General features: G+C 74.3%; 13 protein-coding genes. 5 read left to right on the top strand and 8 right to left on the bottom strand.

The annotated features are described in order from the left end of the window. Positions 1–8: 8 nt before the first annotated feature. Positions 9–1,253: a glycosyltransferase gene (locus ACFOWE_RS06860; RefSeq protein WP_377286159.1), complete on the top strand. Its 1,245-nt coding sequence runs from the start codon at positions 9–11 to the stop codon at positions 1,251–1,253. Further along, entirely contained in the window at positions 1,238–1,990 is a 753-nt protein-coding gene (locus tag ACFOWE_RS06855) for an acetoacetate decarboxylase family protein (RefSeq protein WP_377286157.1), read from the top strand. Before ACFOWE_RS06860 ends, ACFOWE_RS06855 begins: the two co-directional genes overlap by 16 nt. 171 nt (positions 1,991–2,161) lie before the next feature. Here ACFOWE_RS06855 and ACFOWE_RS06850 read toward each other — a convergent pair whose 3' ends face one another. From ACFOWE_RS06850 to ACFOWE_RS06825, 6 genes are all read right to left on the bottom strand, one after another. Then, positions 2,162–3,064 (bottom strand): glycosyltransferase family 2 protein, encoded by a 903-nt coding sequence (locus ACFOWE_RS06850; protein ID WP_377286463.1) that lies wholly within the window; start codon positions 3,062–3,064, stop codon positions 2,162–2,164. Between the two features lie 174 nt (positions 3,065–3,238). Next, complete coding sequence (locus tag ACFOWE_RS06845) at positions 3,239–4,006, bottom strand: CDP-alcohol phosphatidyltransferase family protein (protein WP_377286155.1); 768 nt, start codon at positions 4,004–4,006, stop codon at positions 3,239–3,241. Next, on the bottom strand, positions 3,984–5,024 hold the full coding sequence (locus ACFOWE_RS06840; RefSeq protein ID WP_377286153.1) for an iron-containing alcohol dehydrogenase family protein: 1,041 nt from the start codon (positions 5,022–5,024) through the stop codon (positions 3,984–3,986). Before ACFOWE_RS06840 ends, ACFOWE_RS06845 begins: the two co-directional genes overlap by 23 nt. Positions 5,025–5,029: 5 nt before the next feature. Beyond that, a complete protein-coding gene (locus ACFOWE_RS06835; protein WP_377286152.1) occupies positions 5,030–5,764 on the bottom strand; it encodes a phosphocholine cytidylyltransferase family protein in 735 nt (244 codons plus the stop codon). A gap of 103 nt (positions 5,765–5,867) precedes the next feature. Further along, positions 5,868–6,509 (bottom strand): DUF5941 domain-containing protein, encoded by a 642-nt coding sequence (locus ACFOWE_RS06830; protein ID WP_377286150.1) that lies wholly within the window; start codon positions 6,507–6,509, stop codon positions 5,868–5,870. Continuing rightward, complete coding sequence (locus ACFOWE_RS06825; protein ID WP_377286149.1) at positions 6,506–7,288, bottom strand: CDP-alcohol phosphatidyltransferase family protein; 783 nt, start codon at positions 7,286–7,288, stop codon at positions 6,506–6,508. Before ACFOWE_RS06825 ends, ACFOWE_RS06830 begins: the two co-directional genes overlap by 4 nt. Before the next feature lie 255 nt (positions 7,289–7,543). Here ACFOWE_RS06825 and ACFOWE_RS06820 point away from each other — a divergent pair, with 255 nt between their 5' ends. Next, positions 7,544–8,290 carry an IspD/TarI family cytidylyltransferase gene (locus ACFOWE_RS06820; protein ID WP_377286148.1) on the top strand — a complete coding sequence of 249 codons (747 nt, stop codon included), beginning with the start codon at positions 7,544–7,546 and terminating at the stop codon, positions 8,288–8,290. 74 nt (positions 8,291–8,364) lie between these two features. Here ACFOWE_RS06820 and ACFOWE_RS06815 read toward each other — a convergent pair whose 3' ends face one another. Then, the gene (locus tag ACFOWE_RS06815) at positions 8,365–9,387 is read right to left on the bottom strand and encodes a glycosyltransferase family 2 protein (protein ID WP_377286462.1); all 1,023 of its coding nucleotides are present in this window, start codon (positions 9,385–9,387) and stop codon (positions 8,365–8,367) included. Between the two features lie 65 nt (positions 9,388–9,452). Between ACFOWE_RS06815 and ACFOWE_RS06810 the strand changes: the two genes are divergently transcribed. Further along, positions 9,453–11,051, top strand: a complete 1,599-nt coding sequence (locus ACFOWE_RS06810) for an LCP family glycopolymer transferase (protein ID WP_377286146.1) — start codon at positions 9,453–9,455, stop codon at positions 11,049–11,051. 58 nt (positions 11,052–11,109) lie between these two features. Further along, positions 11,110–11,469 carry an STAS domain-containing protein gene (locus tag ACFOWE_RS06805; protein ID WP_377286144.1) on the top strand — a complete coding sequence of 120 codons (360 nt, stop codon included), beginning with the start codon at positions 11,110–11,112 and terminating at the stop codon, positions 11,467–11,469. Between the two features lie 71 nt (positions 11,470–11,540). On the opposite strand, the gene ACFOWE_RS06800 is transcribed toward ACFOWE_RS06805, so the two are convergent. After that, positions 11,541–13,508, bottom strand: a complete 1,968-nt coding sequence (locus ACFOWE_RS06800) for a sensor histidine kinase (protein WP_377286143.1) — start codon at positions 13,506–13,508, stop codon at positions 11,541–11,543. Between the last annotated feature and the right edge of the window lie 345 nt (positions 13,509–13,853).

The raw sequence follows: 13,853 nt of genomic DNA, 5'->3' as shown, positions 1-13,853 counted from the left end.
ATCGGGATATGCGGGTATGTTTCGCCACGCTCGTCCACCACCCCGAAGACGCCCGGATCATGCACCGGCAGATCCGGGCGCTCCTCGACGCCGGGCACGACGTCACCTACGTCGCGCCCTTCACCGACTGCAACGTCACCCCGGATCCCCGGATCCGGGCGGTCGACGTGCCGCGCGCGACCGGACGCCGCCGTGCCCGGGCCCTGCGGGCGGCCCGCGGCGCCCTGAGCCGCGGGGTCGAGGGCGCCGACCTGCTCCTCGTCCACGACGCCGAACTGCTGCTCCGGCTGCCCAGGCGCCGCCCCGTCACCGTCTGGGACGTGCGCCAGGAGCCCGGGGAGAGCGCCGCCGCCCTGGCCCGCCTCCCGCTGCGCCTGGCCGCCCGCGCCCTGTTCCCGGCGTTCCCGGCGTTCCCGGCGTTCCCGGCGTCCCCGAACTCCCCGGACCGCCCGTCCGGCTCGCCGTCCTCCCTGGTCCGCCGGCTCGAGGCCCGCGCGGAGCGGCGCGTCCGCCTCATCCTGGCCGAGGAGTCCTACCGGGAGCGCTTCACCGGGGCCCACCCCGTCGTCCCCGAGACCGCCTGCGTGCCCCGGCGCCCCCCGCTCCCGCCCGGCCGGCAGAGCCGGGTGGTCCACCTCGGCCGGCTCTCCGCGGACCGGGGCGCGGCGGAGCTGGTGGAGCTTGCCCGGCGGCTGGCCCCGCACGGGATCCGGCTGGACCTGATCGGCCCCGCCGACGCCGGGACCCGGCCGCTGCTGCGGGACGCCCAGCGCCAGGGCCTGCTCGACTGGTACGGCCACGTGCCCGACCGGCACGCGGCGCGGATGGCCGAGGGCTCCCTCGCCGGCCTGGTCCTGGCGCACGACCTGCCGGTCGGCGCCTCGGACGGGGCCCCGGACGGGGTCTCGCGCGACCCGAGGCCCGTGCCCGCGAAGGTGATCGGGTACATGGCGCGGGGCCTGCCGGTGGTCACCACCCCCGTCCCGGCCACCGCCGCCCTGGTCGAGCGGGTCCGCTGCGGCGTGGTCGTGCCCTACGGCGACGCCGGAGCCGCGGCGCGGGCCGTGCTGGCGCTCCGGGACGACCCCGCCGGCGCGGCGGCCATGGGCGCCCGCGGCCACGCCGAGGCCGCCCTCCGCCACGACTGGGCCGGCCACGCGGGCGCCTTCGTGGCCCTGCTGGAGGAATGGGCGGGCAAACCGGTGACGGCGGACCCGGCGCTTGATGTACTTGAGCCATGGCACGCCATCTGATCCAGGGCCGCGACGTGACCATGCCGGTGCGCGTCCGGGACGCCGCGGTCTGCGGCGCCTCCTACCTCGTCCGGGCCGACGCCGCCCGGGCCGTGCTCGCCTACTCGGGGCTGGACGCCGCCGAGGTCCTGCCCGGCAGGGCGCTGTGCACGCTGGTGTTCGTCGACTACACCGACGGCGACCTGGACGCCTACCACGAGTTCGGGGTCGCCTTCCTGATCCGGCCGCCGGAGGCGGGCCCGGCGCCGCGCCGGGGGCTCCGCGCCGGTCTGGCCGAGCTGCGCCGCACTGGCACCGGGGCGTTCGTCCACTGGCTCCCGGTGGACCAGGGCTTCACCCTGGAGGCCGGGCGGTCGATCTGGGGGTTCCCCAAGGAGCTGGCCGAGATCGACCTGCGGCTGAGCTCGCCGTACAAGCGGTGCGTCGTCCGCCGCGACGGCCGTCTCGTGCTCGACCTGCTGGTCAAGCCGGGCCTCCCGGTCCCGGCCGGCGGCGTCGTGGAGCCCGCCGACGCCTACAGCCACCTCGACGGCGTCACCCGCCGCATCCCGTGGTCGGTCACCCCCCGCGGGGTGCGGGTGCGCCCGGGCGGCGCACTGGTCCGCCTGGGCAACCACCCCGTCGCCCGGGAGCTGAGCGAGCTGGGCCTGCCCAGGCGGGCCCTGGCCTCCTTCACGGTCGCCCACACCACCATGAGCTTCGGCGAGGCCAAGGAGCTGTCGACGGTCCGGCCCTGACGGGCGCGAGCCCGCGGCCCCGCGGCCCCGCGCCCCCGCCCGGCGGACGGGCGCGGGCCGCAGGGGAAGCGGTGCCGTACGCGGCCGGGGAAGCGGGACCGTACAGGGCCCGCTTCCCGGAGGAGCCGGTCAGACGATGGGCGGGCGGCCCAGCCGGAACATGGAAACCGGTCAGACGATGGGCGGGCGGCCCAGGCGGAGCATGCGCCAAGCCGTCTTCCAGCCCATGGGGCGGCGCTCCCCGGCCGACTCGCGCAGGCCCTCGCGGAAGCCCGAGAACCACGCGCGCAGCGCGGCCCCGGAGCGCTCCCGGACCAGCGTGAGGATGATCCAGTTGAGCAGGTAGAGGACCGCCAGCGGCCAGGGGAGGTTGCGCCGGGCCAGCCAGACGCGGTTGCGGGCGTTCAGCCGGTAGAAGTCCGCGTGCCGGGTCGGCGGCACCTGCGGGTGGTACATGACGGTCTGCGCGTCGTACTCGATCCGGTAGCCCTCGCCGAGCAGCCGCCAGGCCAGGTCGGTCTCCTCGTGGGCGTAGAAGAACCGCTCGGGCAGCCCCCCGACCTGGAGGAAGGCCGAGCGGCGGATCGCGCAGGCGCCGCCGAGGAAGGTCGTGACCGGGGAGGAGCGCTCGGGGTCGCCGGCCCGCAGGCGGGGGACGTGGCGGCGCTGCCCGGCGCCGCCGTCGGGGTCCATCACCCGGAAGGAGACGACCGCCAGGTCATGCTCGGTGGAGAAGCGCTCCCGCAGGTGGGAGACGATGTCCCGCTGGCCGTACCAGCCGTCGTCGTCGAGGAAGAGCACCACGTCGCCGGAGCACTCCTCGACGCCGCGGTTGCGCCCGGCGGGGATGCCGGTGTTCCGCTCCAGCCGCACGGTCTTGATCGACGCCGACGAGCCGGGCGGCACGGACACCGGGAGCTCCGGGACGTCCGCGCCGTTGCCGACGATGACCACCTCGACGTCACCGTCGTCCTGGTTCAGGGCGGACTCGACCGCCCGGCCCAGCTCGGGGATCCGGTTTCCCATGGTGAGGATGACGCACGAGATCTTCAACGCGTCATCGTCCTGACGCATCGCGGACACGCGCGGAACATACTTTCATGATCACCGAGTCTGCTGGGGTGGGCGATTCTGGCGGAGGTGCGGCCTGGTGTTCACCAGGGGACAAGCGTATCGGAACAGTCGGCGAACACCCACCAAACCGATGGGTGTTCGCACCTACGACGCGCCGGGACGCCGTCCGGTTCCTCATGACAGCCGCCGGGACGCCAGGATGCTCACCAGGTGGAGGACCATCTGCAGGGCCGCGACCGCCAGGCAGGCCACCACCAGCACCCGCGTCGCGGCCGCGCCGCCGCTCACCAGGTCCCAGACCGCCGCGACCACCACCAGGAGCGAGAGCTCCACCGCCTGGACGATGCGGTGGAACTTCAGCGCCGCCGCCGCCTTCCGGGCCAGGCCCAGGCCGCGCGAGCGGAACTGCTCCGCCGAGGACTCGGTCGCCGCCACCAGGCCCGAGCGGGCCCGCGCCACGTCGACCAGGTCGGTCTCCGCCTTGATCAGGATCGCGCCGAGCGCGGCGCCGAAGCCCGCCACGGTGTACCAGTCGGGCAGCGTCGCCGACGCCCGGAAGCCCAGCCCGATCAGCAGCGCCGCCTCGGCGAAGTAGTGGCCGACCCGGTCGAGGTAGACCCCGGTGATGGAGGTCCGCCCGGTCCACCGCGCCAGCTCCCCGTCGGAGCAGTCGAGCAGCAGGTAGAGCTGGACGAGCAGGGCCGCGGCCACGGCCGCGGCGAGGCCGGGCAGCGCCAGCACCGCACCGGCCGCCAGCCCCGTCAGGATCATCAGCCAGGTGGTCTGGTTGGGGGTGATCGGCGTCTTGGCCAGCAGCCACGTGACGTAGATCGAGAGCTTGCGCATGTAGAGCACGCCTGCCCAGTGCTCGCCGCTGTTGCGCTCCATCGTCGTGTGCGGCTGGGCCACCGCACGGAGCTCAGCGACCGACGGCCCGGACATAATCCTCCACCCGATCCCTGATCTCCGGCTCCGACAGGCGCAGATGCTCCAGGATGGTGTACCGCCCCGGACGGGTCGAGGGCGCCAGCTCGACCGCCGCGGTGAACTGCTCGGTGCTCAGCCCGACGTCACCCGGGGTGACCGGCAGGCCGTGCCCGCGCAGGCAGTCGACGACCTGGGTCAGCCGGGCGGTGTCCCGGCGGAGGAAGAAGCAGAAGGCCGCTCCGATGCCGGCGAGCTCGCCGTGGTTGGAGGTGCCCGGGTACAGCTGGTCCACGGCATGAAGGATCTCATGATCCCCGCCGCTGGAGGGACGGGACGACCCGGCGATGACCATCGACATCCCGGACAGGATGAGCGCCTCGGCCAGCACGGTCAGGAACGCGTCCGACTCGATGGAGTCGCCCCGCCCGATCAGCGCCTCGGCCGCGGTGCGGGCCATCGAGCAGGCCAGCCCGTCGATCGGCTCGCCCCGCTCGGCGTTGCCGAGCTGCCAGTCCTCGATCGCCGACAGGTTGCTCACCACGTCGCCGATCCCGGCGCGGACCAGCGCGGGGGGCGCGTCGTGCACGAAGTCCAGGTCGACCATGATGGCCAGCGGCATGGGCACGCCGAAGGTGCCCTTGCCGCTCTCGTGGGTGAGCGAGGCCACCGGCGAGCAGATGCCGTCGTGCGACAGGTTGGTCGCCACCGCCACCATGGGGATGCCGGCGAGCGAGGCGGCGTACTTCGTCGCGTCGATGGTCTTGCCGCCGCCGATGCCGACGACCGCCTCGTAGGCGCCCTTGCGCAGGTCGGCGCCGAGCGCGACGGCGGCGTCGACCGAGCCGTCGGGCACCCGGAACACCTGGGCCTCGCCGAGGGTGGAGGCGATCACCGCGGAGATCCGGTCGCCCTGGCCCGCGCCCACCGCCACCGCCACCCGCCCGGAGGTCGCCACCCTGCTGTCGGCCAGCAGCGAGCCGAGCTCCGCGATGGCGCCCCGCCGTACCTCCATGGTCAGCGGGGCGGGCAGCATCCTGGCTAGTATCGGCACGCGATCTCCCGCGCCTTCGCCAGGTCGTCGTGGTTGTCGACCTCGACCCACGCGACGTCGCCGATGGGGGCGACCGCGATCTTCTCGCCGCGGTTCACCAGCTCCTGGTAGCCGTCCTCGTAGTACAGCTGCGGGTCGCGCTCGAAGGTCGCCTGCAGCGCGTCGGCCAGGCGCGCGCCGACGCCCGGCCGGATCAGGGTCGCGCCGATGTACTCGCCCGCGGCCGTGGCGGGGTCCATCAGCTTGGTGATCCGCTTCAGGTGGCCGCCCTCGTCGAGGGTGACCTTCATCTCCTCGTCGGCGAGCTTCTTGACGTCGTCGACGGCGAGCAGGATGTCGCTGGTGGCCGGGGCCGACAGCAGCGTGTGCTCCACCGAGACCGGGTGTACGGTGTCGCCGTTGACCAGCAGCACGCCCTGGTCGAAGTAGTCGCGCGCGCACCACAGGGAGTAGGCGTTGTTCCACTCCTCGGCCTTGTCGTTGTGCACGAGGGTGAGCTTCACACCGTGCCGCCGCTCCAGCTCGGCCTTGCGCTCGTGTACGGCCTGCGCCTGGTAGCCGACGATGACCACGACGTCACGGAGGTCGGCGGCCGCGAGGTTCCGCAGCGAGATGTCCATGATCGTGGTCTCGCCGTCGACCGGCACGAGCGCCTTGGGCAGCGTGTCGGTGTACGGCCGCAGGCGTCGTCCGGCCCCGGCGGCCAGCACCATTCCCAGCAACGTGCACTCCTCATCCAAGTGAGACCCTCGGCGGGCCCTTCTGGCCCCAAAGGTTAGTTCCCTTTGACCCCTGATCGTGTAATCCGGGGTTCACCAGGCGGTCTCAGCGGGATGTCCCGCGCCCGGAACGGCCCTCTCGCGGCCGCGGGGCGGGCGTCCAGTAGGTGAGGCTCTCCCAGCCGAACAGCGCCCACAGATAGAGCGCGAGCAGCGCGAAGACCGGGGTCTCCCAGCCGGTGGCCGCGCCCAGGGCGACCAGCGGCATCCGGCCGTCCCAGCCGAGACCGGCCGCGGCCAGCCACGGCGGCGGGCGCAGCCGCTCACGCACCCGGTGCACGACGTCGTAGTGGTGGAAGGCCACCGCGCCGAGCAGCGCGAAGACCAGCCACGGCGGCACGCCGTGCGCGAAGCCCACCGCCGTGGTGAAGCCGTACTCGGTCAGGCGCAGGATCGGCGGGACCAGCCAGTCGAGCCGCCCGTCGTGCGGGTGGGAGCTGCCCGGGCCGGCCAGCAGCAGCACCACGGCCGGGGCGAACACCGCCAGGTCGTCGCTGCCGGCCACGCCGATGCTCAGCAGCACGCCGGTCACGAACGCCGCGACCAGGGCGGGCGGGAGCGGCGGCAGCTGCCCGGACACCAGGGCGCCCATCGCCCGGGACGGCACGCCGTCGTCGCGCTGGACCGCCACGGCGGTGCGCGCCGAGGGCGGCGGCTGCGGGGAGGGGCGCGGCACGGAAGCGGTCATCGGGCCATCGACCTGCCCATCCTTCCTCCGAGCATGTAGAGCGTGGCCAGGCCGCCCCAGGCCAGCAGGGCGAGGAAGGTCACCCGGGCGTCGAACACCGCCGCGGTCACCGCGATCAGCGCCGTGCGCTCCCCGATCGGCAGGACGATCATCCTCTTGAGCCGGCGGGCGACGGCGCCCCGCTCCAGGCGGCGGGAGAGCACCGCGACGCCGCCCGCCGGAGCGGCCTCCGCACCGTCGGCGGGCGCGGGGGGCCGCGCCGCCGCGTAGGCCGAGTCGAGCGTGTGGCGGAGCACCTGCAGGACCAGCGCCGCCACGGCGAGCCGCCAGACGTCCTGCGCGGCGTCGGAGCCGCCGCCCGGCGCGACGCCGTACCCGGCGGCGAGACCGGCGTAGACGGTGTACTCCTTGACCCGGTCGAAGGTGGCGTCCAGCCATGACCCGCACGCGGAGAACGCGCCGGTGTAGCGGGCGAGCTGGCCGTCCACGCAGTCGAGCACGAACGACAGGTAGAGCAGGACGGCCCCGGCGATCCGCGCCTCGCGGGTGCCCTCGGAGAACCAGACGGCCGCCAGCGCCGCCAGTCCGACGGAGACGCCGGTGACCGCGTTGGGGGTCAGTCGCAGCTCGGCGGCGAGCCGGACCAGATGAGGCGACCAGGAGCTCACGCAGTAGGTGGTGAAGAAGCCGTCGTCGCGCTTGACCGCCGCCTCCAGCCTGGCGCGGTCCTCGTCGGACGGCGGGGGCGGGACGGGCGGGACGGGGGTGGGGTCTCTCAAGCCGGGCTCCTTCGCATCCGACGGGGTGACCGTTCGAATCGGGAGTGCGCACCCAGCGTAGCGAGATCCTGACGGGATATCACGGGGGCGCGGGCGCCGCGTGGCGCCGGGCCGGGCGTGCGGCCGGCGGCGCGGGCACGGCCGGGCAGGGGACCGGCGGCGCGGACTGGCGCACCGCAGGGGCGCGCCGCCCAGCCGCTACCCTCACCCCCGTACCCCTCGCCCCCGCACCCCGCAGCACTGGAGGATCGCGCCGTGACCGCCCCTGAACCACGCCGCCGCACCGTCGCAGTCGTCCTCGCGGGCGGGGTCGGCCAGCGGGTCGGCCGGGACACCCCCAAGCAGCTCATCGAGATCGCCGGAAAGACGATCATCGAGCACACGATCGCCGTGTTCGACGGCGCCCCGGAGGTCGACGAGGTCCTCGTGCTGATGACGCCCGGCTTCACCGCGGAGGTGGAGCGGCTCGTCGCCCGCAACGGCTTCTCCAAGGTCACCGCGGTGCTCCAGGGCGGCGCGACCCGCACCGAGACGACCTGGCGGGCGCTGGAGGCGCTGGGCGGGCGGGACTGCGACGTGCTCCTGCACGACGCCGCGCGCCCGCTGCTGGAGCCGCGCATCGTCACCGCGTGCGTGCGCGCCCTGCGGGAGCACCCCGCCGTGGAGGTGGCGGTCCCGAGCTCCGACACGATCGTGGTGACCGCGCGGGGACCGCACGGCGAGACCGTCCACGACGTGCCGGACCGGCGCAGGCTCTGGCGGGCCCAGACCCCGCAGTGCTTCCGCCTGCCGGTGATCCGCGACGCCTACGAGCGGGCCTTCGCCGATCCCGGTTTCGGGGACCGCCCGGCCACCGACGACTGCGGCGTGGTGCTGCGCTACCGGCCGGACGTGCCGATCCACATCGTGCCGGGCAGCGAGCTCAACATGAAGGTCACCCATCCCGTGGACGTCGTCGTCGCCGAGACGCTCCTGCGCTTCGCCGCGGGCTCCGGCGGCTGACAGCAGGCCTGCGGGCCGGGCCGCCGTAAGGCCGGTTCCCCCGCCGGGCCGCGCGGCCCGGCGGGGGAACCGGGTCAGTCCTGCGGTTTGACGAGGCTTCGCGGGCTGGTGAGGAAGCCCCAGCCCCAGGAGATGTGCATGGTGGCGTAGACGAGCGGGAGCCGCAGGAGCGCGCCCGCCTGCAGGCCGCTGCCGGTCACCGCCGAACCCGCGGCGATCGCCGCGAGGTAGCCGCCGGGGACCAGCAGGCCCGGCCAGAAGAACGGCGAGACGAGCAGCCCGGCCAGCATCGCCAGCACCGCCACCGGGGGCGCCAGGTAGCGCAGGTTGATCGTGCCCTCGTGGGTGCGGGCGACCACGCGCCGCCAGCGGCCGTAGTGGAAGTACTGCTTGGCCAGGGCCTTGACGTTCGGCCGCGGGCGGTAGGAGACGCGCATCCGGGGCTGGAACCAGACCAGGCCGCCCGTGGAGCGGATGCGGTGGTTCATCTCCCAGTCCTGGGCGCGCTGGAAGTGCTCGTCGTAGCCGCCGACCCGCTCCAGCGCCTCGCGGCGGAACACCCCCAGGTAGACGGTGTCGGCCGGACCGGCGGTGCCGCCGGTGTGGAACCGGGCGCCGCCCACGCCGATCTTGGAGGTCATGGCCCGGGCCACGGCCTGCTCGAAGGGGGTGACCCCCTCGGCCGCCATGATGCCGCCGACGTTGTCGGCACCGGTCTCCTCCAGGGTCTCCACCGCGACCTTCAGGTAGTCCTCGGGGAGCATGGCGTGGCCGTCCACCCGCGCGACGATCCCGTACCGGGAGGCGGCGATGGCGGCGTTGAGCGCGTTGGGGGTGCGGCCGGTCGGGTTGGGGACCACGGTCACCCGGGGATCCTCGGCGGCGATCGCGTCGGCGACCTCCTGGGTGCGGTCCTGGGAGGGACCGATCGCCAGGACGACCTCGATCGGTCCTCCGTAGCGCTGCGAGAGGACCTGGTCCACCGCCTCCCGCAGGTGGCGCTCCTCGTTGAGCACCGGGATGACGACGGAGATGGGCGGCCAGACACGCGTCTCGGGGGACGGCGCCGGCGCGGGCGAGTCGGGGAACTGCTTCATGGCGTCGCTCACGCTACTGTACGGACGGGTACCTCATCGACCCAGTCAGGAGCCTAGGGGGGCTGATGCGCGACCCGGAAGACGAGGACTCGGGCGTCCGCGTGGGCGGTGACGCCTACGGCGGCGTCCGGGTGGCTCCCAGGCGCGGGCGCAGGCCCGCCCGGAGCGCTCGTTCCCGGCGGCGCAACCTGGTCGTCTCCGGGGCGCTCTCGGTCCTGGTCCTCGCCGGTTCCGGCGCCGCGTGGGCGCTGACGGACCTCACCACGAAGAAGATCACCTCCGTCGACGCGGGCGTGGCCGACAGGCGCTCCACCGGCGCGATGAACATCCTGCTCGTCGGCGTGGACCGGCGCGACGACCTCACCCGGCAGCAGCAGAACCAGCTCAAGCTGGGCCGCGAGAGCGGCCAGCGGACCGACACCATGATGGTGATCCACCTGTCGGAGGACCACCGCAGGGTCACCGTGGTCAGCCTCCCCCGTGACACCTGGACGACGATCCCCGGCAAGGGCGAACACAAGATCAACTCTGCCTACCAGCTCGGCGGCCCGAAGGACGGCCCGAAGCTCACCGTGCAGACGGTGCAGAAGGCCACCGGACTGACGATCCACCACTACGTCGAGGTCAACGTGCTCGGCTTCATCAACGTGGTCGACGCGCTCGGCGGCGTCTCGGTCTGCACCCCGGTGGCCATCGACGACCCGAAGACCGCCCTGACGCTCCAGCCGGGCACCTACGAGCTCGACGGCGTCAAGGCCCTCGCCTACGCCCGCACCCGGGCCACCGCCCGCTCCGACCTCGACCGCATCGACCGCCAGCAGCAGGTCATCTCGGCCCTGCTGGACCGGGCGCTGAGCAGCGACACGCTGACCAACCCGGGCAAGCTCGCCGCCTTCCTCGACACCGTGCTGGCCACGATCCGCGTCGACGACGCCCTGCGCGGGGACCTGCTCGGCCTGGCCGACCAGCTCAAGGACGTCTCCACCGACGACGTCGTCTTCGCGAAGGTCCCGATCGCCGACCCCGACCACAGGACGCCGACCGGCGAGTCCGCCGTGCTCTGGGACACCGAGGCCGCCCGCACGCTGTTCCGCCGGATCGCCGCCGACGAGCCGCTCACCGAGCCCGCGAAGCCGGCCGCGTCCGCGCAGCCCACCGGGTCCGGCGGGACCTCGAAGCCCGCCCAGGCGACACCTCAGGCGACGCCCCAGATGACGTCCGGCGCCGCTCCGTCGCCCTCGTCCCCCGCCCTGACCGTGCCGCCCGAGCGGATCTCCGTGGAGGTGCTCAACGGCACCCTGACCACCGGCCTGGGCGCGCGCACCAGGAACGACCTGATCAAGGCCGGGTTCCTCGTGCCCAAGCCCGCCGGGAACACCCAGCGCCGCGACTACGAGGCCCCGGTCGTGCGGTACGGCCCCGGCCGCGAGGACTCGGCCCGGACCCTGGCCGCGGCCGTCCCCGGAGCGGAGCTGCGCCTCATCGACGACCTCGGCGACCGCATCGAGCTCATCATCGGGCGGAAGTACTCGGGGGTGAAGGAGGTCGCCGTGACGGCGCCCACGGCGTCCGCGGCGCCCTCGGCGGGGACCGCCGTCGTCACCCCGGCGCCGAGCGCCTCGCCCAGCGCGCGGACCGCGACACAGAACATCTGCAAAAAGTGACATACGAGGCATAGCACCTCCCCCCTCGGGCAGAGGGGAGCGGGCGGAGGTGAGGATCGTGACCCCTGTATTCGACGTCCAGACGCGGCGTGAGAACTCCTGCACGGTGATCCGGGTGAGCGGGGAGCTGGACATGGCCGTCGCCCCACGCCTCCGGGCCGCGATCGACCAGGTCATGGAGGCGCCCGGCCGGCCCTGCCTGGTGATGGACCTGACCCGGGTGCCGTTCTGCGACTCCGTCGGGCTCGGCATCCTGGTGAGCACGCTCACCCGGGTCCGGGACTCCCGCGGCCGCCTCGTCCTCGTGCTGGAGCCGGGGATGATCATCCATCTGCTGACGATCACCAACCTGGACCGGCACTTCGAGACGTACGGCAGCGTGCAGGAGGCCTTCGGCGCCTTCGACGCCGCGGCCTGAGCGACGGCGGGCGGCACCGGTCCGGCTTCCCCGGCCGGCCCTCCCGGACCGCGGCGGAGGCCGCGTCCGACTCACCCCGGGAGCACCGCCTCGACCACGGTGCCGTCGCCGGGAGCGGCACGGACCGCGCAGGTGCCGCCGGCCTCGGCCGCGTACTCGCGCACCATGTCCGGGCCCGCCCCACCGGGCAGCCCCTTCCCGCCCACCTCGACCGTGACGCGCAGGCGGTCGCTCCTCGCCAGCCCGACCCGGACATCCGCCGCCTCCGGACGGCCCCGGACATCCGCCGCCTCCGGACGGCCCCGGACATCCGCCGCCTCCGGACGGCCACGGACATCCGCCGCCTCCGGACGGCCACGCGCCTCGGCAAGCACGTGCCGCACGATCCGGTAGGCGGCCGCCTCCACCGTCCCCGGCAGCCCGGTCAGGTCCCCGGTGACCACCACTGCCGCGTCGTCACCCGCCAGCGCCCGCACGGCCCCCTCCAGGCCGAGGTCGTCCAGCGCGGGCGGGCGCAGGCCGTACACCAGCTCCCGGATCTGCGCCGAGGCCGCGTCCATGCCCGCCCGCAGCCGCCGCAGGGTCAGGTCCACCTCCTCGGGGGAGGTCCGCACGGACCCCCGGGCCTCGTTGACCGACCTGGCCATCACGCTGATCGAGCGGCCCAGTCCGTCGTGCACGTCGCGGTAGAGGCGGCGGCGCTCCTCCTCCCGGGCGGAGAGCACCCGCTCCCGGGAGCGGGTCAGCGCGCAGGTCAGCCAGGCGGCGTGCGCGGCGTCGGCGACGTAGGGCACCAGAGCGGCCAGCACCCGTTCCTGGTAGGAGTCCGGCAGCCGCCGGACCCCGGCCGGGCCGATCAGCAGGCGCCCCACCTGCACGCCGTGCCAGACGAGCGGGACCTCGCGGACCACCTCCGGAAGCTCCCCCGCGGCCGTCCGCACCCCGTTCACCTCCATCGCCGTCCCGGTGACCGCCAGCCCGTCGCGTACGGTCTCCACCGCGGTCGTGAGCGCGCCCCCCAGCGTGTCGTGGGCCACCGCCCGGCGCACCCGCGCGGCCAGCAGCTCCGGGTCCCCGCCCGGCCCGTAGAACGCGCGGTCCAGCAGCCGCCGCAGGCCCCGGTGGATCGGGTGGAAGAACGCGCCCGCCAGCAGCACCGCGCCCATCCCGACGAACTGGTGGTGGTCGGAGACGACCAGGCCGGCCAGGGCGACGCCCCCGAAGTAGACCGCGCCCAGCGCGCCGAGGAGACCTGCCACGATCACGGTCCGGCTGACCAGGGTGTCGATGGCGTACAGGTGGTGGCGGGTGACCGCCACGGCCACGGCGGCGGGGACGGCCAGGCTCGTCACCATCGCCGCCGGAGAGAAGGGGGCGTGGAACTCGACCATCAGGTTGGCCGCCACCGCGTACAGCAGCCAGCCGATCTGGCGGCGCCCCACCGCGTCCGCGGAGGCGAACCGGAAGAGCAGGGAGAACAGGCAGACCGCCTCGGCGACGTAGTAGGTGTTCACCGGCACGGCCGCGAACCAGTCGTTCAGCGGCCCGGCCCAGGCGGCCTCCAGCGGGTTGGGGCCGCGCGGGGAGCCCGCCGGCGCGGACCGGCAGACGAGCGCCGCGCCCTGGAGCAGCGTGAAGGCGGGCACGGCCACCGCGACCGGGATCCAGCGCCGCGACGGCAGCCGCCCGTCCGGGTAGAACAACGGCAGCAGCAGGTCCACCAGGACCGTCGCGAGCGTGCCCACCCCGGCGTTGACGGCGGCGGGCCAGTGCAGCGCGGCGGGGTCGCCCGAGTGGCGGATCCACTCGTAGACGGCCTGGGAGGGGCCGAGGACCGCGGTGGCGAAGCCGCCCGCGACCATCAGCCATCCCACCCGGAGCCCCGGACGCCGCAGCACCAGCAGGGCGCCCAGCACCGGGTAGGCGATCCCCACCACGTCGTCGCCGGTCAGCACGGCGGGGCGCGGACCGCCGGCCATCGCGAACCGGGCCACCGCTCCCGCCACCACCATGACCACGGCCGCAGCCGCCAGAGCCACCGCCGAGCGGCGCATTCTCTCCGTCCTCTCCGCTCCCGTCCGGGAGCGGTCCTACCGTCCGATGCCGCACGGAACCTTCGCGAACGCCTGTTAGACACCGGATTGAAGAGAAACGTTCTCACGGATTCCGTCGAGAAGAAACGGATATACCACCGATTCCGTCAGAGCGGAGCGGAAACACCGTCCGATCTCCTCATCCGTCCGGAGGGGATCGGACGGCGGAGACGGTCGTGCCGGCCGTCCGCCCTCTCCGCAGAGGCGGCCGAGGCCGATCAGGAGAACGCGCGGATCCCCCTCGGCCGCGGCCCTGCCCTCCCGCGGATCCCGCGCGGTCCGCTCCGCGAC

The organism is Planomonospora corallina, assembly GCF_042650625.1.
In the GTDB taxonomy this organism is placed as follows: Bacteria; Actinomycetota; Actinomycetes; order Streptosporangiales; family Streptosporangiaceae; genus Planomonospora_B; species Planomonospora_B corallina.
The sequence above is the reverse complement of the archived record's forward strand: the minus strand, read 5'-3'. Positions and strand labels throughout refer to the sequence as shown.

Coding starts and splice junctions, on each gene's coding strand:
- ACFOWE_RS06855 (WP_377286157.1), top strand. CDS start 1,238: ATGGCACGCCATCTGATCCAGGGCCGCGACGTGACCATGCCGGTGCGC.
- ACFOWE_RS06860 (WP_377286159.1), top strand. CDS start 9: ATGCGGGTATGTTTCGCCACGCTCGTCCACCACCCCGAAGACGCCCGG.
- ACFOWE_RS06810 (WP_377286146.1), top strand. CDS start 9,453: ATGCGCGACCCGGAAGACGAGGACTCGGGCGTCCGCGTGGGCGGTGAC.
- ACFOWE_RS06840 (WP_377286153.1), bottom strand. CDS start 5,024: ATGCTGCCCGCCCCGCTGACCATGGAGGTACGGCGGGGCGCCATCGCG.
- ACFOWE_RS06845 (WP_377286155.1), bottom strand. CDS start 4,006: ATGTCCGGGCCGTCGGTCGCTGAGCTCCGTGCGGTGGCCCAGCCGCAC.
- ACFOWE_RS06830 (WP_377286150.1), bottom strand. CDS start 6,509: ATGACCGCTTCCGTGCCGCGCCCCTCCCCGCAGCCGCCGCCCTCGGCG.
- ACFOWE_RS06815 (WP_377286462.1), bottom strand. CDS start 9,387: ATGAAGCAGTTCCCCGACTCGCCCGCGCCGGCGCCGTCCCCCGAGACG.
- ACFOWE_RS06850 (WP_377286463.1), bottom strand. CDS start 3,064: ATGCGTCAGGACGATGACGCGTTGAAGATCTCGTGCGTCATCCTCACC.